Consider the following 21,982-nt stretch of genomic DNA (forward strand, 5'->3'; position numbering starts at 1 on the left):
GGCACTTTTACAAATGGCCAGAATCCTGACAGGCATTCAAAGCAGCGGACGACCACACCTGGGTAACATCCTGGGAGCCATCAAACCTGCTATCGAACTCTCTAAAAATCCACAGAACGAATCTTTTTTCTTCATTGCCGACCTCCATTCACTCACGACGCTGAAAAATGGCGCCGAGCGTGGAGAATATGTCCGCGCGATCGCAGCTACCTGGCTCGCATTCGGATTCGATTACAAAAAAAATGTATTCTGGCGGCAGTCGCGGGTGCAGGAGCATACCGAACTCGCGTGGTACCTCAACTGCTTCACGCCATTCCCGATGCTGGCGAATGCGACTTCGTTTAAAGACAAATCGGAAAAATTGTCGGATGTAAATGCCGGGCTTTTCACCTACCCTGTTTTGCAAGCGGCCGATATTCTGCTCTATAATGCAAATATTATCCCTGTCGGCAAAGATCAGAAGCAGCATCTGGAAATGACCAAGGATATTGCCAGCCGTTTCAACATCCTGGCAGGCGAGGAAATCCTGGTGCTCCCCGAACCGCAGATCGACGAACGCATTATGACGATCCCCGGGCTCGACGGGCAGAAAATGAGCAAGTCGTATCACAATTACATCGATATTTTCCTGCCCGAAAACGAGTTGAAGAAAGTCACCAAAAAAATCCTTTCCGACTCAACGCCGCTGGAAGAGCCCAAAAACCCGGATACCGACATTACTTTCCAGCTTTACAGCCTCGTGGCAAAGGAATCGGAAGTGGAAACCATGCGCCGGAACTACCTGAACGGAGGCTACGGCTACGGACATGCCAAACAGGCGTTGTTTGAATGCTTCATGGAAGTATTCGCTGAGCCACGACGGATTTTCAATTATTATATGGAAAACACCGACGAACTGGAAAGCATTCTCGTGGAAGGCGAAGCCAAAGCGCGTGAAATCGCGCAGGACACGATCGGTAAGGTGCGTAAAGTACTCGGTTTCAGTTCATGACAGACGCCGTACATAGCCTGGTTCGTGCCGACCAGGAGCTGTTCTTATGGCTCAATGGCCTGCACACGCCCTGGCTAGACACGGTGATGTACTGGATTACCTATAAATACACCTGGATTCCGTTATATATAGTGCTCATCGCCGCGACGATCCGGGCGGAGGGATGGAAAAAGGGTGGATTCATCGTGATCGCCGTGGTTTTGGCCGTTGCTGTGGCCGACAAGATCACATCCGGCTTCATGAAACCCTATTTTCTAAGGTTGAGGCCTTGCCACGACCCGACAATCACGACGGTAATGCACCATGTGACGGATTGCGGGGGAATGTACGGGTTCGCTTCGTCGCACGCATCGACCAGTTTTGCGCTGGCGATTACGTGGTTCGGTCTGTTACGTCAAAAGGTGCCCCAAATGGCATTTTTATTCCTCTGGGCAGCTATTTATGCATACAGTCGCGTATATGTAGGCGTGCATTACCCGCTCGATATCCTGGTCGGAGCGCTGGTCGGGCTATTGGTCGGCTATTGCTTTGTGCAGCTTTATTATATTTTTTTAAAAAGATACTATCTTAATTAACCGGTTTTGTTTAATTTTGCGCAAATTTTAGTTTGGCCATGGGCTCATTCAATACAGTAAAAATATTTTCGGGGAGTCAGTCCGAATATTTGGCCAAAGACATTGCCAGGTATTATGGTAAGGAGCTGGGTGGTTACACGTTACGCAAGTTCAGCGACGGCGAGTTGTCACCGAGTTTCGAGGAGTCGATCAGGGGTTGTGATGTTTTTCTCATCCAATCTACCTTCCCTCCTGCCGATAACCTGATGGAGTTGCTGCTGATGGTGGACGCGGCCCGTCGTGCTTCGGCGCATTATGTGACGGTCGTGATCCCCTACTTCGGCTACGCCAGGCAAGACAGAAAGGACAAACCGCGGGTGGCCATCGCAGCGAAAGTTGTGGCCAACCTCCTCACAGCCGTCGGAGTCGACCGCGTAATGACCATAGATTTACATGCCGGACAGATCCAGGGTTTTCTGGACCTGCCTGTCGACCACCTCGAAGGAACCTCGATTTTTGTTCCTTATATTAAATCCCTGAACCTCAAAAATCTGCTGATAGCATCTCCTGACGTAGGCGGTGCAGCTCGGGCGCGGAATTTCGCCAAGTTCCTCAACGCGGACATGATCCTGTGTGACAAACACCGGAAACGCGCCAACGAAATCGCCAGCATGCAGGTGATCGGAGACGTAGAGGGGATGGATGTAGTACTGGTAGACGACCTGATCGACACGGGCGGAACGCTTTGCAAGGCGGCCGAAATCATCATGGAAAAGGGGGCGACGTCCGTAAGGGCAATCAGCACACACGCCATTATGTCGGGCAAAGCGCATGAAAACATTGCGAACTCGGTGCTCAAAGAACTGATTGTAACAGATACCATTCCTCTTAAGCAACAGAATGAAAAAATCCGCGTACTGTCGGTTGCAGAGATTTTTGCAAAGGCAATAGGACGGATCCGCGATCATGAATCTATTAGTTCATTGTTTATAAATTATCAGTAAATTTTCTTTTATTTAACTTTCTTATAAAAATTCTTATGAAAAAGCATGAGATTGTAGGGTTTAAAAGAGCGAATCTCGGCAAGGTGGAATCACAGAACTTGCGCGCTCAGGGTTATGTTCCATCTGTGCTATACGGAGGTAAAGAGCAGGTACACTTCTATGCACCGGCTATGTTGTTCCGTGAATTGCTTTTCACACCGGATATTTTTAACGTCACACTGAATATCGAAGGTACCGAGTACAATGCGATTCTTCAGGAAAAACAATTTCACCCGGTAAACGATGCGCTGATCCATGCGGATTTCCTGCAAATCGTACCCGGAAAAGAAATTAAAGTGGAAGTGCCCATTAAATTGACAGGTACATCTACCGGGGTAATGAAAGGTGGTAAAATGAACCAAAAATTGCGTAAATTGCGCGTACAGGGTCTTGCGGAGAACATCCCTGACTATGTAAATGTAGATGTAACAGACCTTGATTTAGGAAAATCTGTGAAGGTTGGGGCACTCAAAGCTGAAAATTTTGTTATATTGACAGCGGCAAGTAACCCGATCGCATCAGTTGAAATCCCACGTGCGCTTCGCGGTACACTTGGCAAGTAAGTATTTTATTTTTCATGGCTAATAGATGCAAACGTGCCGACCATTGGTCGGCATATTTGTTTATAGCCAGTTCCGGATTTGCTCCACCAGCACTTCGTTGATCCGGACATAACTTTCATGCGTCCAGCCTCCGATGTGCGGCGTAAGCACCACGCGGTCGGAAGCACGCAGGTAATCAAATACTTCCTGCTGTTCGGCGCTCAGCTTTCCGATCTTTTCGTTTTCCAGCACATCCAGGCAGGCGCCTTTGATTTTGCCGCTTTCCAAAGCTTCGGTGACCGCCTTTAATTTCACCACTTCTCCTCTGGATAAGTTCAATAAATAAAATGGCTTCCTGAAAGCGCGAATAAATTCTTCGTCGACGAGGTAGCGGGTGAGCTCGGTCAACGGAATATGAAGGCTCAGCACATCGGCTTCGCGCTGGATTTCTTCGATAGACGACTCCCTGGCGAACGCGTCGCCGTAATTGTCACGGTACTTGTCATACGCAAGCACCTTACAGCCAAAACCGCTGAGTCTCTTTGCCGTAGCAGAGCCGTTATTCCCGTAGCCGATCAGCCCGACGGTCTTGCCCATCAGCTCCACTCCCCTGTTGCCTTCCCGGTCCCATATACCGTTCCTGACCTGCCGGTCGGCGCGCAGAATATTGTTAAAAAGCGCCAGCAACATGCCCAGGGCGTGTTCCGCCACCGCATCGCGGTTGCCGGTGCCTGCATGGAAAACTTCGATATTAAACGCTTTCGCCACATCCAGGTCGATCAAGTCCAGGCCGGCCCCCGCGCGTGCGATGAAACGCAACTTTGGCGCATTTTCAAGCATATCACGGTCGAGGAAGGTCTTGCTGCGGATCATGAGGCCATCGTAGCCGGGCAGTGCATTCTTTATATCTTCTCTTTTGTATTCAGGATGGTAATCATATTCCCATTTTTGCTCGTCCAGCATTCCGAATAAGGAGGGATGCATGGAGTCTGCGATCAGGATTTTCATAGTAGCACGGGATTTTTTGTAACTTGCCGGTTGAACCGTTCGGCAAAAGTAATACAGAATTACGCAGGAGAACACATACAACAGCATTTACCTACATGAGCGAACAACACAGTGATAAACCGGTCATCGGGATCACAATCGGCGATTATAACGGCATTGGCCCGGAAGTAATCCTTAAAGCATTAGAAGGGAACCAGTTATCGAAATTGTGCACACCAATCATCTACGGCTCCCTGAGAGTATTGAACCAGTACCGCAACCTGCTCGAAATGAAAGACTGGAACCTGCACGGGATCCAGAAGCCCGAGCAGGCCAACCATAAACTCACGAACGTCATCACCTGCTGGCACGACCACCAGACAGAAATACAACCCGGGAAAGTCACCGCCGAAGCCGGTCAGGGCTCGTTTGCCGCGCTCAAACGCGCTGTCGAAGACCTCAAAGAAGGAAAAATACAAGCACTGGTTACCGGCCCGATTAATAAGGATAATATCCAGAACGACGACTTCAAATTTCCCGGCCATACCGAGTTTCTCGCACAGGCGTTCGGCAAAGACGACGCGCTGATGTTCATGGTCGCGGGCGACCTGCGCGTGGGCGTGCTTACGGGCCACATACCCCTGCAGAATGTGCGCGAGCACATTACCGCCGAAAGACTTTCCGCCAAGATCGAGCAGATACTGCAATCGCTGAAAGGCGATTTTGGCATAAAAAAACCTAAACTGGCCGTGCTCGGACTTAATCCCCATGCGGGCGAAAACGGTTTGCTGGGTACCGAGGAAATCGAGATTATCCAGCCGGTAATCAAGCAGTTCAAGGAAAAAGGCCACCTGGTGATAGGCCCGTTCCCGGCCGACGGTTTCTTTGCCGCCGGTACCTACCGCCAGTACGACGCCGTATTGGCCATGTACCACGACCAGGGCCTGATTCCCTTCAAAACGCTCGCGTTCAACGAAGGCGTGAATTTCACAGCGGGACTTTCCGCTGTCCGCACCTCGCCCGATCACGGTACCGCCTATAACATTGCAGGCAAAAACATTGCAGAGCCCGGCTCCCTGCTGCAAGCGCTTTACCTGGCCTGCGACGTGTCCAGATTCCGCATTTTTAATGCCGAAATGGAAAAGAATGCATTGATCTCGAAACCACAACCTTCGGAAAGCCAGCATCCGGCGAAGTCGGGAGGGAAGCAGCGATTCAATTAGTATCCCGACGTTTCACAAATCCGGCTACGGGCCATCAGAAAAATCAACCAGTTCCCTTAACGGAATTAACGCACATCCTTATGTTAAAATCAATGACCGGATACGGTGTATCCAATATCGAATCCGAATCGATCAATGTCACAGTCGAAATCAAGACGTTGAACTCCAAATTCCTGGATATTTACTGCCGCGTCCCGCGTAACTACTCCGAACGGGAAATTGAAATACGAAACCTCATTACCCAGTCGCTGGAACGCGGTAAGGTGGAATTTACGCTCACCGTCCAGCCGGTGGGCAAGGCAGTTGCCTCCACTTCGGTGAACAGGGCACTTGTGAACGCCTATTACCAGGATCTATCGCAAACGGCTACCGAGCTGGGCTTCATGCCGGATTCCACGGAACTTCTTCGCATCGCATTGCAAATGCCCAATGCCTATAACAACGAAACGGTGGACGAGACCAGCAAAGAGGACGATTGGGCGCAAATCAAAGTCGCAGTGCTGGAAGCGCTGCGCAAATGCTCGGTCTTCCGCGAGCAGGAAGGGCGCATGACGGCCGAGAAGTTTGCCGAATATATCAAAACGATCCAGACATTGCTCGAACAGGTTGCGGAGCAGGACAAAACCCGCATTCCGGCAGTGCGCGAACGCCTCGAAAAGCAAGTGAGGGAATACCTGTCCGATGATACTTTCGATCCCAACCGCTTCGAGCAGGAGCTGATCTATTATGTCGAAAAATTCGATATTTCCGAAGAAAAAATTCGTTTGTCCAACCATCTCGACTATTTCCTCGAAACGATGAAGGCTACGGAAAGCAATGGAAAGAAATTGAATTTTATCGCCCAGGAAATCGGCCGGGAAATCAACACCATCGGCTCGAAAGCCAACGACGCTACGATCCAGCACCTTGTGGTTCAGATGAAGGATGAGCTCGAAAAGATCAAGGAGCAAACGATGAACATTATTTGATGCCCGAAGAGAAACTTCCCCTTTCTTTCTTTTCGGCTTACGATACCTGCACGCTCGCGAAAAAACTGCTCGGCTGCGAGCTGGTGCACGAGAGCCCCGACGGCCTCACGAGCGGTATTATCGTCGAAACCGAAGCCTATTTGCAGGATGATCCCGCCTGCCATGCGTTCAACCGCCGCACTGCCCGTACCGAGCCCATGTATGGTGTGGCGGGAACCGCCTACGTATACCTGATCTACGGGATGTACCAGTGTTTCAATATTGTGAGCAATGCGGAAGGCGTCGGCGAGGCGGTGCTGATCCGCGCGCTGCAACCTGCCGCGGGTGTCGGGCTTATGGAAATGCGGCGGCTCCTCAGGCCGGGAAAAGCCCCCGGGGCCTTCCCCGCGAAGATCGCTGTGAAAGAGCTATGCCGCGGCCCGGGAAAGCTGGTCAGGGCGATGGGGATCGAGCGGGCGGTGCACAACGGCACCTTGCTTTCCGGAGGGAACCTGTACCTGCGCGCTGCGGCGTCGGTACCTGAAAACATCGTGGCCGGGCCGCGTATCGGGATCAATGTCGGTCGTGAACTTCCTTACAGATATTACATAAAAGACAATATTTTTGTAAGTAAAGGCTAAATAAACATGCCTTATTAAATGAGCTTCGGCATACACCAATGCGCACCCTAACTACGAAGTTATCAGTGATATATGAATGAATTCTATAAGCTAATTCTCCTCTTTTCGTTAGGGTGTGTTTTCGGCCAGTGTACTTCTATCGGACAGCGCGACGGCGCGGCCCGGAACGCGGAAATCGTAGAGGCCAAACCACAGGAAGGTTTTGCAGAAGACACGATGCTCGTTCACAAATACCACCGGCTCGCGTCGGAGTATCTTTTTCAGGATGCGGAGAAATCGATGTTTTATTCCAAACATGTGCTCAGGCTCTCGCAAAAGCACCAGTGGGGCAAGGGGAAACTCCTGGCCTACAACCTGCTGAGTACCTATTACCTGCTCGACGGCAGTTATGACGTACTCCGGGAATTGTCCAACGAAACGATCACCCTCTCACGACAGCTCAAACTTCCTGTATTTACGGCCCACGGCAAGCGTTTTCTGGCAGAAAGTTACTCGGAGTACCGCCAGTGGGATTCCTCCCGTATCAACTACGAGCACGCCATCCAAATGTTCACCCGCCTCAAAGCCGACAGCTCCCTCGCATTGAGCATCGAGAACCTGGGTAACTGCTACCGCGAAAAAAGTATGTACGATGTCGCTGTAAAACTCTACGATCGGGCGTACGGGATGTTCGATAAGATGAACTCCGACTGGGGCCGGGCCACCGTACTTCAGAGTATCGGTTACATGCACGTGCGCCTGTCCAACTACGAGGAATCCGAAAAATATTTCCTTCGGAGTATTGCCTTGTTCCGTAAGATCGATAACCGCTACGGTGAACTGAATTGTCTCAACGATCTGAGTAATACCTACTATTATCAGAAAAAGTACGACAAGTCTATCGACGCAGGGTTGAAGGCGTTGGAATACTCGAAGATCTACCATTCGATGCAGCAAACCAACTGGGCGCTGGTGACACTTTCCCGTTCGTACAAAGCCAAGAAAATGTACGACTTAGCCCTGGATTACAGCCAGGCCGTCAATTACATTCGCAGGATGATCCACGACGAGACGATCAAGCGGCAGTACACGATGTACCAGCTCATGTACGACAACAAGCTGATGGACACCGAAATCCAGCAAAAAATCATCAACGAGCAGCGCCTCGTACAGCGCTTCCTGATCGGGTTTACCTGTCTGATGATATTATTTGCAATCTCCCTTTGGTTCAACAATAAAAAGCTCCGCAGGAAGAACGCCGAAATCCAGGCTGCGTTGATCGAAGGGCAGACCATCGAACGGAAGCGCGTGGCGGCCGAGCTTCACGACCACCTCGGCGGCACATTGGCATCCCTCAACTGGTATCTGTACGGTATCGACAAGAAAGTGCTTTCGGAGGAGGAGCAAAAGATTTATAACAGTGTACACCAGATGGTAAGCGCGGCCTACAAGGAGGTCAGAAGCCTCTCGCACAATCTTATGCCCGCCGAACTCGAAGAGCACGGACTCATTATGGCCCTGCAAAGGCTGATCAGCAAGTTGAATGAGAACAAGAACATCGCATTCACTTTCAATCTGAAAGGCATGGACAAGCGGCTCAATAACAAGATCGAATTTGAGCTGTACAGCATCGTGCTGGAACTGACCAACAATATCATCAAGCATTCCGGTGCAACCGAGGCCTCGGTTGATCTCACAGAAAACCCGAAAAGCATTGTGTTGATTGTCAGCGACAACGGGACGGGGATGATCGAACCCAACCGCCAGGGAGTCGGTTTGAGAAATATAAAAAGCCGGGTGGAAAGTCTGCACGGTAAAATACATATCCAAAGCGAGGAACAGGGCGGCATCCGTGTCGAAATCGAAATACCCAAAGTCATCGTCAAATGATTCTTACGGTTACCAAGACTGTAACCGCACTTTTGGGCGTTACCTCATATAGAAAGTTTGAAGCACCCTCATGAATGTTACCGAAAAAGCGCAGGAATTCATCGCGGAAGTCCGTGGAAGCCTGCAAGACGGCTCTTTTGTAAAGCTCTCACTGGGCAACTACCGGGGAGCCGATGAAAGCCTCAAAAACATCTACATCAAGAAAGTCCTCATCCGCAAAGAGCCCCGGCTAAGCCTTACTTACCGCCACAAGACGCGGGATATTACCAAGAACCACACTGCCGGGGAATTGACGGGAATGTTGGGACAATGGCTGGGAACCGATTTCCGCGTAGCAACACTGCAAACGCTCTCGGAGGATATCCATTTCGAAATGCATCCCAGCGGCAAGGCGACCGTAAGGAAAAAGGCGGCGGCCGGGCGCAAAAACCCTTCGCTCAGTCACGACAAAGCCAAAAACAGGCTTATTTCCCCTGCCGGCAAAGGTTATCTTTCCGAGCTCAAAATCACCGACCCGCAGGGCAATGTATACCAGAATACCCAGGACAAGTTCCGCCAGATCAATCACTACATCGATATCCTGAGTAGCCTCATCAAAGAAATCGCCCCCGGCAACCACCTGAAAGTCGCCGATATGGGATCGGGGAAAGGTTACCTCACTTTTGCACTGTACGACTATCTCAAAAATGTTCTGGCTCTCGATCCCGAGGTGACTGGCATCGAGTTCCGCGAAGATCTCGTAAACCTGTGCAACCGGATCGCCGCGGATGCGGGTTTCGCCGGGCTCTCATTCCGCGAAGGAACGATCAGCGATTTCGATGCGACGGGGACGAACATCCTCATCGCGCTACATGCGTGCGACACCGCTACCGACGATGCCATTTTCAAAGGTATCCAGGCCGGCTCGGAGCTCATCGTGGTGGCCCCGTGCTGCCACAAACAAATCCGCCGCCAGATTGAAAAGCACAAAACCGGGAACGATCTGGGCTTTCTTACCCGGCATGGTATTTTCCTCGAAAGGCAGGCGGAAATGGTGACCGACGGCATCCGGGCCCTGGTACTCGAATACTTCGGGTATAAAACAAAAGTATTCGAATTCATCTCGGACGCACACACGCCCAAGAATGTGCTCATCGTCGGTACCAGAGGCCGGCACAACGAAAAATCGCAGGCCGCGGCGCTTGAAAAAATCAGGGAGGCAAAGCGTTTCTTTGGCATTGAATACCATCACCTTGAAAGATTGGCCGGCATTTGAAACCGCTTAAATGGCCCATTTTCCGGTTCGGGTGGCTATATTTGCAACTTTTTGTGAACTCAATAATCAATTATGTGGAATAAAATAGCAACTTACATTATCCGCTACCGGCTTTTGTGGGTTGCAATCGTGTTAGTATCGACGGTCTTTATGGCCTATGAAGCCAGCAAAATTGAACTCTCCTACAATTTCGCCCGTATACTTCCATCCAATGACCCCGTAGAGAAAGAATATCAGGATTTCCGCAAGCTTTTCGGCGAGGACGGCAGCGTGATGGTGATCGGCTGGCAGGACCCGCAGCTTTTCGAAATCAACAAGTTCCGCGATTGGTGCAAGCTCTCGCAGCAGATCCGGGAAACGGAGGGGATCAAAAATGTGCTCTCGCTGGCCAATGTTTACAAAATCACCCGGAACGACAGCCTCTCCCGTTTCGATTTTTCCCCGGTGATCCGGGACATCCCTGCTACCCAGGCCGAAGCGGACAGTATCAAAAAAGAAATCGCCAACTTACCCATTTACGAGGGATTGGTGCTCAACAGCAAAACCAATGCAACGCTCATCGTCATCACTTTCAACGACAAGGAGCTCAATTCCAAACGCCGCCTGACGATCGTCGACGACATTGAGAAAATGGCCGAAGCATTCGCCGCCAAATACAACACCGACCTGCATTATTCCGGCATGCCCTATATCCGCACCGTGAATATGAAGAAAATCTCCGGTGAAATGGAGCTTTTTATGGGCCTTGCGGTATTTGTCACGCTGTTTATTCTCTGGGCGTTTTTTCGCTCTTTCCGGCTCACGTTGCTATCCATTGCCGTCGTCCTGATCGGCGTGGTATTTTCGGTAGGCACATTGCATTTGTTTAACTACAAGATCACCGCGCTAACGGGCCTCATACCTCCCCTGCTGATCGTGATCGGCGTGCCTAACTGCGTATTCCTGATTAATAAATATCAGGCAGAGCTCGTTTCACACAGCAATAAGGACGAGGCGTTGCGCGAAATGATACGGCAAATCGGCCTTTCGACCTTTCTCGCGAACATGACCACGGCGATCGGTTTTGGGGTGTTTTATTTCACAAATAGTATTCTTTTGGTCGAATTTGGCGTGGTAGCGGCCATCAGCGTGATGGTTACCTACGTGCTTTGTCTGGTGTTGCTGCCAATTACCCTGCATTATATGAGTACGCCGAAGCCCCGGCATTTGAAACACCTCGAAGGGAAATGGGCATTCGGGTTCCTTAGAATGGTAAACAACCTGGTGCACAACCGCCGTAAGGAAATTTATATTGCGATGGTCGTGCTGATCATCGTATCGGCTTACGGCATGACCAAGATCAGGACGATCGGCTATGTGGTGGACGATCTGCCCAAAAAGGACGTCGTTTACACCGATCTTCGCTTTTTTGAAAAGAATTTCAACGGCGTGCTGCCTTTCGAAGTAATGATCGATACCAGACAGCCGAACGGCATTTTCGCCGATCAGGCCAGGACGCTTTACAAAATCAAGGCATTTCAGAACGAAATGGCCAAATTCCCCGAGTTTTCGAAACCGGTCTCGATCGTCGAAGCTTCCAGGTTCCTTTACCAGGGTTATCGTGGCGGCGAAGCGAAGTATTACGCATTGCCGGGTGTTCTGGAATTGAACAAAATGACGCCGTACCTGCAAAGCCAGCAAGGCGCGGCAAAGCAGCTGACCTCGTTCCTCAACGAAGACAAAAGCGTCACACGGGTGAGTTTCCAGATGGCCGACGTAGGTTCCGAACGCATCAAGGAACTAATGAACCGGATCCGCCCGAAAGTAGATTCGATTTTCAGTCCGGATAAATACAAGGTAAGCCTCACCGGTCACAGCCTGGTGTTTCTCAAAAGCAACGATTACCTGCTGAGCAACCTGTACGAAAGTCTGCTGATAGCCATTGTCCTGATCGCGATCGTAGGCATGGCGCTTTTCCGTTCGATACCCATTATCCTGCTCTCGAAACTGCCTTGCCTCATTCCCCTCGCATTGACGGCCGGCATCATGGGTTATTTCGATATTTATTTCAAACCGACGACCATCCTGATTTTCAGCATAACCTTCGGAATTGCCTCCGATGGAACGGTTTATTTCCTTACGCGCTACCGCGAGGAGCTGTATAAGAAGGGCCTGACGCCCTCCAAGGCTGTTACCGCGTCCATTTTCGGCACCGGGCTCAGCATGATTTACACGGCGGTGATCCTGTTCTGCGGATTTTCGATTTTCTCCGCGTCGAGCTTCGGCGGGACGGCGGCGATGGGTGTGATGGTGTCCATTACCCTGCTCGTAGCCATGTGCACAAACCTGATCCTGCTACCGGCATTGCTGCTTTCCATTGCCAGGCGGCAGGGCAAAGACGTCAGGCCGAGCTGAACCAAAGTAAAAGGGCTGGAATTCCAGCCCTTTTTGCTATCCGATCTTATCGAAAGTCTTGTCCATCCATTCCTCGGGGATGTCGTCGAGCGCCTCTTTGAGCTTTTCCGCCCAAATAGCCGATATCTGTTCCATATCCTTTTGCTCATAACGGTGTTCGATCATTTTGAAGCTGTTCTTTTTGTACAATACGACATCGATCGGGAAATCGACGTCGTTGTTGCTCACGCGGGTAGAGTCGAATGAGAGAAAACCTGCTTTCAACGCCTGTTTCATGGTTGAATCTTCATTCAGGACACGGTTAAGAATAGCCTTTCCCTGGCCCGAGTTCCCGATAATCACATAGGGCGAGCCCTCGTCGAGTTCCACCCAGTTGCCTTCCGAATAGAGCAGAAACAGCTTATGGTCCTCGTCGTCCTTCAACTGCCCCCCTACGATGGAATTCAGGTTAAATTTGAACCCCGACCGTTCCAGGCTTGCCTTATCCTCCTCAGCAACCCGCTTGATCTGGTCGCCGAAGGCATTTACAGCCTTGTAAAGTTTATTATAAGTAACCCCTTCGTTGATCATTTCTTCAAAATAATGCACGGCCTTGTCGCGCACCGAGCGCAGGCCGCTGGTCATAATGAACATCGAATAGTTGTCCTTCTGGGTGATATACAGCTTCTTTTTGGTAGTGGTATTGGTACCGGCGGTAATCCGCGTATCGGCGAGCCCCACGAGCCCTTCCTTCACTTTTATTCCCAAACAATAAGTCATTTTATTTCGATTAACAACTGCCGGACACGGCATCTCACATATAGTCAGACATTGCAAATGCCCCAATTCGGTTCCAAAAGTACCAAATCGCATCCTGAACTTCACAACAAATGCCTTTTTCATCGATATTTAGGGTCCAACAATCCCAGCCATCGCCATGATCCACACCGTTCACCTGTTCCCCGAACTCGACCAACACCTCATTGCATTGCTCAAATCGCTGACGCCCGAAGATTGGGAAAAACCGACCGTCGCCCGGCTCTGGAAAGTCAGGGACGTTGCGGCCCATTTGCTCGACGGAAACATCCGGGCTATATCGATGTACCGCGACGGCCATTTCGTCGCGCCCGATCGGGAGATCAACGGTTACGACGACCTGGTAACTTACTTGAACCTGCTGAATGCGGATTGGGTAAAGGCAGCCGGCCGAATAAGCCCGGCCCTGCTCACGGAGCTTCTGGAAATTACCGGAAAGTGGTATTCGGCGATTATAGCACAGCAGGACCTGGCAGCAGACGCCATTTTCCCGGTTTCCTGGGCCGGTGAAACCGTTTCGGAAAACTGGTTCCACATTGCCCGCGAATACACCGAAAAGTGGCACCACCAGCAACAGATCCGCGATGCGGTGGGCAAACCGGGCATCATGACGCCCCGGCTGTTTCGCCCGCTGATCGAAACCTTCCTCCGCGGGCTCCCCCACACCTACCGGAACACCCGCGCACCCGAGGGTACGACCGTGCGCATCGGCATCCGACTGGAAGAAACCTTCGAATGGTTTGTGGTAAAAACCGAGGAAGGATGGAAAATCGGCGAAACGTCCGAAAACGCGCCCGACGCCTCCGTAATACTCGACGCCGATACGGCGTGGAAGCTCTTCACCAAAGCCATGAAACCGGACGAAGCATTGAGCAAAGCACAATTAACTGGAAATAAAGAACTTGGAGGCATTACATTAAACCTCATTGCCGTAATGGCCTGAAACTAAAAACCCCCGCCGTATGCCAGCGGGGGTTTATGTACTATTATTCCAAAATTCTAATAACCCTATTTCAAGCTTCCTGTAAGGCTTTCAGGCGGATCACGAGCCCGTCCATTTCGTCCGAAGGCCTGAGCTGGCACGATAGCCGGCTGTTAGCATCCGCATTCGGAAGCGTATCCAGTGTATCCAGTTCGTTGTCATTCGACTCCGGCAGTTTTTCCATGCCTTCGAGCACTTCGATGTGGCATGTCGCGCAGAGTGCCATACCGCCGCAGGTGGCCTGTATGTCGTATTCGTATGCCTTAAGAATTTCCATCAGGCTAAAACCCATATCGGTGGGTACTTCCAGGGCGCTACGTTTCCCTGAATCGTTCTCTATGAATATGTTGATCATGGCTAAAAAGGATTTACACCGTTAACTGTGGTGTACTTGAAACTTAATTTCTGGTCGGGATAAACATACTTGAATGCGCTCTGCATCATAATGGCCGCTTCGTGGAAGCCGCAGAGAATAAGTTTCAGTTTGCCCGGGTACGTATTGATGTCACCGATCGCGTATATGCGCTCGATATTGGTGGAGTAATCGAATGTATCGACCACGACGGCCGATTTTTCAACGCCCAGGTTCCAGTCCGCAATGGGGCCGAGCTTGGGGCTAAGGCCGAACAGGGGGATAAAATCGTCGGTAGGAACGACGGTAACCGATTTATCGTTACCCAGGATCGAAACTTCCTTGAGCACGCCGTTTCCGCCGAGCTTGTTCACCTGCGCCTGAAGAATGAGGTCGATCTTGCCTTTTCCCGCCAGATCGTACACTTTCTCGGCGGAATCGGGCGCGCCGCGGAACGTATCGCCCCGGTGCACGAGCGTAACCCGCTCCGCGATGTCCGCCAGGAAGATCGTCCAGTCGAGCGCGGAATCGCCGCCTCCGGCGAGCACCACTTTGCGATTGCGGAATTGCTCGGGCTTTCTGACCATATAATGCACACCCTTGCCCTCGAAATATTCGAGTTGTTCCACAGCCGGCTTGCGGGGCTCGAAGCTGCCGAGTCCCGCGGCGATCACCACTACCTGGCAATGCACGCCCGTACCTTCGTTGGTGCGGACAATGTAGCTGCCATCTTCCTGCTTTTCGAGCGCTTCGACCCTTTCACCGAGCGTAAATCCGGGCCTGAACTCCCCTATCTGCTTCATAAGATTGTCCACGAGGTCTTCGGCGATGATGGCCGGGGCACCGGGAATGTCGTAAATGGGTTTTTGAGGATAAATTTCGGCGAGCTGGCCGCCTACCACCGGTAATGCGTCGATCAGATGGCAGCGCATTTTTAGTAGTCCGGCCTCGAAAACCGCGAATAACCCTACCGGCCCGGCGCCGATGATGCAAATGTCTGTATGGATCATAACCTGATATGAATTTTGGAAACCTTTGATGTTTCAAAAGTACTGGACAGCCGCATCGCGCGCCAATCACATTAGGTTATCCGCTATAACCAAAAGTTATGGTTAGCCCCCCGTAACCATAAATTGAAGCATATCAGGCAGTATTTCGATTTCCACTTCCACCGGTTTTTCAAATTTCAATCGCTCGTCGTCGGCATGGGCATCCTTCCCGTCCCAAAAAAGCTTCACTTTCTTCGCGCGGATGGTCGAAAAACTGAACTCCCTTTCGTCGTCGTTGATCCGGCTTAGCAGAAACGACTCGAATTTGCTACGACTGGCTTCGGAAACCATCACCACATCCAGACAACCGTCGCCGGGTGCCGCGTCGCTTGCAAGCACGAGGTTGGGGCCGATCGAACGGATATTCATGATTTCGACCATAATGTAGTTTCCCGAATGCTCTACGCCATCGGCCACGATCGTGCATGGGCGTGCTTCGTACTGCTGCACGATCTCGTAAAGAACCGCGCGTGCTGCCCTGAGCTTGTCGTCCGCCGTTCCTCCGATATCGTCTTCGATTTTATCCATTACCTTCATCAATCGCGGAAAAATGCCGTAGCCGAAGGCTTCCAGGAAAAACAGGTCGTCGCCCATGCCATGCACCCGGCCGATGTCGAAAGGTTGCAGCCGATAGCTGTGCCAGTGCGGGATAATGTCCTTCGGATGACCTTCGATCTGCAATGCGGTGGCGATGTTGTTGGCCGTGCCATGAGGCAGGAGCGCCAGCGGAAACTGCTTGTCGAGCCGCTTGCGTCTCATGAGCGCTTTCGCGGCCCGCCGCACGGTTCCGTCCCCGCCGGCGACGATCAGGAAATCGGTTTCATCATCGAAGTCGTCCCAGCCTTCTTCCTTCACCGAAGCGTATGCGCATTCAAAACCTTCCTTTCTGATGATTTTCAGCAGCTCTTTCTTTGAAAACTCGTTATCTCCGGCCGTCGGATTGTGTAAAAGGGTTGTCCGTTTCATATCTGGATGTGTAGCTTACACCGGATTTTATAAAAAATATACCAGGCATAATTTTATTAGCAATCACCTGAAAACGCTATACGTTATGAAAATCCTGGTAACGAACGACGACGGAATATACAGCCCCGGTATCGCGGCGCTTGCCAAGATCGCCTCGCGGTTCGGGGAAGTGAAAATTGTAGCCCCCGACGTGGAACAATCCTCTATGGGTCACGCGATTACGGCCTCCCGCCCCCTTTCCTACAAAAAATCGCCCATCGAATTCGAAGGCATCGACGCTTACCGTGTAAATGGTACCCCGGCCGACTGCGTGGCGCTAGGACAGCATCTTTGGGACAAGCCCGATGTGGTGCTTTCGGGGATCAACCTGGGGCCGAACCTGGGGAATGCGATGTGGCATTCGGGCACATTGGCCGCAGCCAAGCAGGCGGTTCTATTCGGTATAAAAGGCATTGCGTTGAGCACGCCCACCGACGTCGAACCCGATTTCGAAAAGCTGGACCCGTTTGTGGAAAAAGCACTGGACCTGCTGTTCAAAAACCCGCATCTGAACCTGGTGAACGTTAATTTTCCTCACAATCCGAAAGGCGTACGCTGGACGAGGCAGTCGGTGCGGCTATACGACAATAAGATCGTCCCGGCGCTCGACCCGATGGGCCGCAAGCACTACTGGTTCACCGTGGTACCCCTCGAACCTGCCGAAGAAGGTACCGATCGCTGGGCCATCGAAAACCAGTTCGTTTCCATTACACCGCTCCGCCTCGACCTCACCAACGAAGCAGAACTTGTGAAAGCCCAGCTTGCCTATCCCATTACGTGAGCGTTCGGGGCGGTCCGGGCCTTTTTTCCATGGTTTTTTATGTCGAAATTATTTACGGGACGTTCCGGATAAATGCCCTGATCTCCCGCGCCCCGACCGGCGCGGGATTCTTTTTGTTGAAGTCTTTTGCAAAAAAATTAAGGGGTAGAATGGGTAAAAAGCAGTCTTATCTCCAAACAGACGTATTTTTATTCATTCCTGAATCCAAGAAATCAGTTATTCCCCATCATGAAACAAACCAATATTGGCAATTATCGCTGGGTTATTTGCGCATTACTGTTCTTTGCAACCACTATCAACTACATCGACAGACAGATTCTTGGATTACTGAAACCGACCCTTGAAACGGAATTCAACTGGACCGAAAGCGATTACGCCAACATAGTGATGGTGTTCGCGGGCTGTTATGCGGCCGGTTATATCGTCTTCGGCAATATCATCGACAAGATCGGCTCCAAACTCGGCTACGCGGTTTCGATTATCATATGGAGCATTGCCGCTGTGGCACACGCGTTTGTAAAAAGCACATTCGGTTTCGGAGCAGTTCGGGCATTGCTGGGGTTAGGCGAGGCGGGCAATTTCCCGGCAGCGGTAAAAGCCACAGCCGAGTGGTTCCCCAAACGCGAGCGCGCGCTCGCAACAGGTATTTTCAACTCGGGCACCAGTATCGGCGCCGTGGCGGCCCCCATTCTGGTACCTTGGCTGCTGAGCAGCTACGGCTGGCAGGGCGCATTCCTGATCACTGGCGCACTCGGATTTATCTGGCTGGTTTTCTGGTGGTTGATGTATGAAATTCCCTCGCGTCATAAAAAGTTGGGCGCGGAAGAATACGCGTTCATCCACAGCGACAACGAGGCGGGCGATGGCGAAGGCCAGAAACCCATTCACTGGACCAAACTGGTTGCGCTGCCGCAAACCTGGGTATTCATCGTAGGTAAATTCCTGACAGACCCCGTCTGGTGGTTCTTCCTCTTCTGGCTGCCGTCCTACTTCGCGACCACATTTGCACTGGACCTCAAAAAGCCAAGCCTGCACCTTGCGATCGTTTACACGGCCACTACATTCGGAAGTATCGGCGGAGGATATTTATCTTCCTACCTCATTAAAAAAGGCTGGGCACCGCTCCGGGCGCGCAAAACCACATTACTGGTCGTAGCATTCGCCGTCATGCCGATCATTCTGGCCCAGTTCGCTACGGACATCTGGACGGTCGTGGCCATTATCGCGATCGCAACAGCGGCACACCAGGCCTGGAGCGCCAATATTTTTACCATCGTTTCCGATATTTTCCCAAAACGGGCCGTTAGTTCGGTGGTCGGTATCGGCGGCATGGCGGGCTCGCTCGGCTCTACTTTCTTCCCGTTGCTTGTGGGCGCGCTGCTCGATTACTACAAAGCATCCGGCAACATCGGTGCTGGCTACAATATCCTGTTCATTATCTGCGGGTTAGCTTATATTATCGCCTGGCTGGTCATTCATTTCCTGACCAGCACCATGAAGCCGGTCGAAGAATCGTTAAAGAACTGATTTTCAAAAATCACCAAGATTGTAATTTTGCACGCATAGCATTCTGATGAAGAAGTACCGTTATCCCCTTGTGATCCTGGCGGTTTCCTTTTTGTTGGTGTATTGTAAAACCAACAAACAAACCAGCCAGCAAACCGCCTCGTCCGCAACCACAACCGTCGCGAAAGAAGAAAGACCCGCCCCGGCTACCGGGAAATCGCCATTTATACCCGCTTCCGAAACCATCGCCAAAATGGTGATCGAAGATGGCTTCGAAGTAAAACTCGTCGCTGCGGAACCGCTCGTAAGCGCGCCGGTAGCCATGCAGTTCGACGATAAAGCCAGAATGTGGGTCGTTGAAATGGTGGGGTATATGCCCGATACCATCGGTACGGGCGAAGATATTCCCAATGGCAACATCGTAGTCCTCGACGACAAAAATAAAGACGGCGTTTACGACGACCGCAAAGTCGTGATCGACTCGCTCGTGCTTCCGCGTGCGATCTGCCTGATAGACAACGGCATTCTGGTGGCCGAACCGACCAATCTCTGGTTTTACGAGTTGAAAAACGACCAGGTGGTCAAAAAAACGCTCGTCGACCCCAAATACACGGAGGGCGGCAACGTGGAGCACCAGCCTAATGGCCTCCTTCGTGCAATGGACAACTGGATCTACAATGCCAAATCCGACAAGCGCTACCGTCGCATCGGAGGCAAGTGGGTTATCGAGCACACGCATTTCCGTGGCCAATGGGGAATTTGTCAGGACAATTACGGCCGGCTCTATTATAACAACAATTCGCAAAACCTGCTGGGCGACTACTTCCCGGCCGGTTTCGGCGCCTGGAACAGGAACCAGAAAGGCGTGGCCGGCTATAATGAGAAGGCTGTGGCAAACAACAAAGTATACCCGCTTCATCCTACACCCGGCGTGAACCGCGGCTACATGAAAAACGTCCTCGACGACAGCCTCCGCCTGAACGAATTTACCGCCGCCGCCGCGCCTGTCGTTTACAGGGGCGATCTGTTCGGCAAGAACTACGATTTCAATGCATTTGTGCCGGAACCTTCGGCGAACCTCGTCAAACGCAATATCCTGACTGAAAACGGATATGTCGTGAAAGGCGACATCGCCTACAAGGGCAGGGAATTTCTCGCCAGCACCGACGAACGGTTCCGGCCCGTAAGCCTCTATAATGCGCCCGACGGCAGCCTGTTCGTTCTCGATATGTACCGGGGCATTATCCAGCACAAAACTTACCTGACGCCCTACCTGAAAGACCAGATCGGCAAGCGCGACCTTACGCAGCCGCTCTCGGCCGGGCGCATTTACAAGATTATTCCGAAAGGATCGCGCCCCAAACCCGGAACTATTCCCGACGGGGCCCAGGAACTGGTGAAACTGCTGGGCCATGCCAACGGCTGGGTTCGCGACCGGGCGCAGCAAAAACTGGTCGACGGCAAATACAACCAGACTGTTCCTGCATTGCGCGAGGCCATCAAACAAACGGCCGATCCGCTGCTCGCTATTCATGCGTTGTGGACGCTGGAAGGGTTGAATTCGCTGAAACCGGAGGAAGCCTTAGCCTGGATGCGGCAATCGTCGTGGACATTCCGGGCGCAGGGGCTGTATGCTTCGGCGGCGGTGATCACACCCACCTCCTACCCGCAATTCGTAACGGCCTTTAACACCATGGTCGATTCGGGCGACTCGTTGTCCGCTCCCTATATCGCCTTCCTTTCCAGGAGCATCGAAAAATTCGACCCGAATGCGGCACGAGGACTGCTCAACAAGCTGGCGGTGAAATATCCTAACAACCGGTACGTGGCCGACGCGGTGATCAGTACCCTGCAGGGCCAGGAGGAAGCTTTTCAGAGCGCCATTGCGGGCTCGGTAACCGACCCGAATGCCGTGCTCAACAAACAGCTCGCGCGCGTCGTGACGGGTATCCGCAATGCGATGGGCAACCGTAACCCGGAAATGCTCAAAAAGGAATTCCCCAAAGGCGAAGCATTGTTTACGTCGGTGTGCCAGACCTGCCACGGTGCCGATGGCGGCGGCGTGAAATCGCTCGCACCACCGCTGAACCAGTCGGAATGGGTGACAGGCAATAAAGACAAGCTTATTTCCATTGTCCTTTTCGGCCTTACCGGTCCTGTGAAAGTGAACGGCCACATTTATCAAACACCCGAGGTAAGCGGCGACATGCCCGGCATCGGCTACGACAAAGACATGCCTAACGAAGACATCGCGCAGCTTCTGAGCTTCATCCGCCGTTCGTGGCGCAACAACGCCGACAAGGTGACCACCGAAGAAGTCGCCAAAGTCCGCACGAAACTGCAAGGCCGCGAAAAAGCATTCACCGAGGCCGAACTGAACGGCATTTGATGGTATGTTGTTGATTTTGAAAGAAAAGCGTCCCTTCCGGGACGCTTTTCTCTTTGCTGCATTGAAAATACTGCGCAACACATGTCACAAATGTGAGACATTTTATTACCTTTGCAAAACCATGAAAGACACCGAGCAAAGTATCATCGAAGCGGCGATCCTGATTTTCAACGAGGACCTCTCCGCACCGCTGGAAAAAGTGGCGGATCAGGCGCAGGTTACGCGCAGGACCCTGCACAGGTATTTCAAAGACCGCAGGGAGCTGATGGATAAATGCCAGAAAGAAATCAGGAAAGCCTGCGCGGTGGCGATGTTCAACGCGTACCATACGACCGACGATCCGCGGGAAAGGCTGGAAGCGATGTTCTACGCCGGACTCGACTGTGGTTCGAAAAATACTTTTCTGCACAAGCTACATACGCTACACGATCACAAGCACCAGGCTGCGAACGAGGAATGTTCGGAATACGACCATACTTTCGAGCTTTGGAAAAATAACCTGCACGTGCTGCTGGCCAAAGGCGTTATCAACGGGAACATGACTGTCGACTGGATCCACAACTTTTTTCAGAGCGTGGTGGTCGTGTTTATCAACTCCCAGCAAAAAGGCGTGCTCGACCGTACGGCGGCGCGGCAACTTGCGTGGTTCTCGTTCAGTAAAGGAATAGGTATTTAAA

20 protein-coding genes are annotated in these 21,982 nt (G+C 51.7%); 15 read left to right on the top strand and 5 right to left on the bottom strand.

Translation table 11 applies throughout. From position 1 onward, the window contains the following. The first annotated feature begins 13 nt into the window (after positions 1 to 13). From trpS to ABV298_RS01205, 4 genes are read left to right on the top strand one after another with little or no spacing between them, the layout of a single operon-like run. A complete protein-coding gene (trpS, locus tag ABV298_RS01190; RefSeq protein WP_353720377.1) occupies positions 14 to 991 on the top strand; it encodes a tryptophan--tRNA ligase in 978 nt (325 codons plus the stop codon). Further along, positions 988 to 1,566, top strand: coding sequence for a phosphatase PAP2 family protein (locus tag ABV298_RS01195; protein ID WP_353720378.1), 579 nt, complete (start codon positions 988 to 990; stop codon positions 1,564 to 1,566). Before trpS ends, ABV298_RS01195 begins: the two co-directional genes overlap by 4 nt. A gap of 38 nt (positions 1,567 to 1,604) precedes the next feature. Then, entirely contained in the window at positions 1,605 to 2,549 is a 945-nt protein-coding gene (locus ABV298_RS01200) for a ribose-phosphate pyrophosphokinase (RefSeq protein ID WP_353720379.1), read from the top strand. Positions 2,550 to 2,584: 35 nt separating this feature from the next. After that, entirely contained in the window at positions 2,585 to 3,151 is a 567-nt protein-coding gene (locus tag ABV298_RS01205; RefSeq protein ID WP_353720380.1) for a 50S ribosomal protein L25/general stress protein Ctc, read from the top strand. Positions 3,152 to 3,211: 60 nt separating this feature from the next. Here the strand turns inward: ABV298_RS01205 and ABV298_RS01210 are convergent, their stop codons facing one another. After that, complete coding sequence (locus ABV298_RS01210; protein ID WP_353720381.1) at positions 3,212 to 4,225, bottom strand: 2-hydroxyacid dehydrogenase; 1,014 nt, start codon at positions 4,223 to 4,225, stop codon at positions 3,212 to 3,214. An 8-nt stretch (positions 4,226 to 4,233) separates the two neighbouring features. Between ABV298_RS01210 and pdxA the strand changes: the two genes are divergently transcribed. The 6 genes from pdxA to ABV298_RS01240 all read left to right on the top strand — a co-directional run bounded on the left by pdxA (position 4,234) and on the right by ABV298_RS01240 (position 12,446). Next, positions 4,234 to 5,340 carry a 4-hydroxythreonine-4-phosphate dehydrogenase PdxA gene (gene pdxA, locus ABV298_RS01215; protein ID WP_353720382.1) on the top strand — a complete coding sequence of 369 codons (1,107 nt, stop codon included), beginning with the start codon at positions 4,234 to 4,236 and terminating at the stop codon, positions 5,338 to 5,340. An 80-nt stretch (positions 5,341 to 5,420) separates the two neighbouring features. After that, positions 5,421 to 6,308 carry a YicC/YloC family endoribonuclease gene (locus ABV298_RS01220; protein WP_353720383.1) on the top strand — a complete coding sequence of 296 codons (888 nt, stop codon included), beginning with the start codon at positions 5,421 to 5,423 and terminating at the stop codon, positions 6,306 to 6,308. Then, the gene (locus tag ABV298_RS01225; protein ID WP_353720384.1) at positions 6,308 to 6,928 is read left to right on the top strand and encodes a DNA-3-methyladenine glycosylase; all 621 of its coding nucleotides are present in this window, start codon (positions 6,308 to 6,310) and stop codon (positions 6,926 to 6,928) included. The genes ABV298_RS01220 and ABV298_RS01225 overlap by 1 nt, the downstream gene beginning before the upstream one ends. 72 nt (positions 6,929 to 7,000) lie before the next feature. Continuing rightward, positions 7,001 to 8,797: a sensor histidine kinase gene (locus ABV298_RS01230; RefSeq protein WP_353720385.1), complete on the top strand. Its 1,797-nt coding sequence runs from the start codon at positions 7,001 to 7,003 to the stop codon at positions 8,795 to 8,797. A gap of 70 nt (positions 8,798 to 8,867) precedes the next feature. After that, positions 8,868 to 10,052: an SAM-dependent methyltransferase gene (locus tag ABV298_RS01235; protein ID WP_353720386.1), complete on the top strand. Its 1,185-nt coding sequence runs from the start codon at positions 8,868 to 8,870 to the stop codon at positions 10,050 to 10,052. Between the two features lie 72 nt (positions 10,053 to 10,124). Then, positions 10,125 to 12,446: an MMPL family transporter gene (locus tag ABV298_RS01240; protein WP_353720387.1), complete on the top strand. Its 2,322-nt coding sequence runs from the start codon at positions 10,125 to 10,127 to the stop codon at positions 12,444 to 12,446. Positions 12,447 to 12,482: 36 nt separating this feature from the next. On the opposite strand, the gene ABV298_RS01245 is transcribed toward ABV298_RS01240, so the two are convergent. Further along, entirely contained in the window at positions 12,483 to 13,205 is a 723-nt protein-coding gene (locus ABV298_RS01245) for a peptidase (protein WP_353720388.1), read from the bottom strand. Between the two features lie 157 nt (positions 13,206 to 13,362). On the opposite strand from ABV298_RS01245, the gene ABV298_RS01250 reads away from it, so the two are divergent. Beyond that, complete coding sequence (locus ABV298_RS01250; protein WP_353720389.1) at positions 13,363 to 14,184, top strand: maleylpyruvate isomerase N-terminal domain-containing protein; 822 nt, start codon at positions 13,363 to 13,365, stop codon at positions 14,182 to 14,184. A gap of 70 nt (positions 14,185 to 14,254) precedes the next feature. Here ABV298_RS01250 and ABV298_RS01255 read toward each other — a convergent pair whose 3' ends face one another. From ABV298_RS01255 to ABV298_RS01265, 3 genes are all read right to left on the bottom strand, one after another. Further along, positions 14,255 to 14,578 carry a 2Fe-2S iron-sulfur cluster-binding protein gene (locus ABV298_RS01255; RefSeq protein WP_353720390.1) on the bottom strand — a complete coding sequence of 108 codons (324 nt, stop codon included), beginning with the start codon at positions 14,576 to 14,578 and terminating at the stop codon, positions 14,255 to 14,257. A gap of 2 nt (positions 14,579 to 14,580) precedes the next feature. Next, entirely contained in the window at positions 14,581 to 15,585 is a 1,005-nt protein-coding gene (locus tag ABV298_RS01260; protein WP_353720391.1) for an NAD(P)/FAD-dependent oxidoreductase, read from the bottom strand. 102 nt (positions 15,586 to 15,687) lie between these two features. Then, positions 15,688 to 16,590: a diacylglycerol kinase family protein gene (locus tag ABV298_RS01265; protein ID WP_353720392.1), complete on the bottom strand. Its 903-nt coding sequence runs from the start codon at positions 16,588 to 16,590 to the stop codon at positions 15,688 to 15,690. An 85-nt stretch (positions 16,591 to 16,675) separates the two neighbouring features. Between ABV298_RS01265 and surE the strand changes: the two genes are divergently transcribed. The 4 genes from surE (at position 16,676) to ABV298_RS01285 (ending at position 21,981) form a co-directional block, all read left to right on the top strand. Further along, the gene (gene surE / locus ABV298_RS01270; RefSeq protein ID WP_353720393.1) at positions 16,676 to 17,410 is read left to right on the top strand and encodes a 5'/3'-nucleotidase SurE; all 735 of its coding nucleotides are present in this window, start codon (positions 16,676 to 16,678) and stop codon (positions 17,408 to 17,410) included. A gap of 228 nt (positions 17,411 to 17,638) precedes the next feature. Then, positions 17,639 to 18,937 (top strand): MFS transporter, encoded by a 1,299-nt coding sequence (locus ABV298_RS01275; protein ID WP_353720394.1) that lies wholly within the window; start codon positions 17,639 to 17,641, stop codon positions 18,935 to 18,937. Between the two features lie 46 nt (positions 18,938 to 18,983). Beyond that, entirely contained in the window at positions 18,984 to 21,305 is a 2,322-nt protein-coding gene (locus tag ABV298_RS01280) for a c-type cytochrome (protein WP_353720395.1), read from the top strand. A gap of 121 nt (positions 21,306 to 21,426) precedes the next feature. Then, complete coding sequence (locus ABV298_RS01285; protein ID WP_353720396.1) at positions 21,427 to 21,981, top strand: hypothetical protein; 555 nt, start codon at positions 21,427 to 21,429, stop codon at positions 21,979 to 21,981. Position 21,982: the final 1 nt, after the last annotated feature.

It is taken from the genome of Dyadobacter sp. 676, from assembly GCF_040448675.1.
Taxonomy (GTDB): Bacteria; Bacteroidota; Bacteroidia; order Cytophagales; family Spirosomataceae; genus Dyadobacter.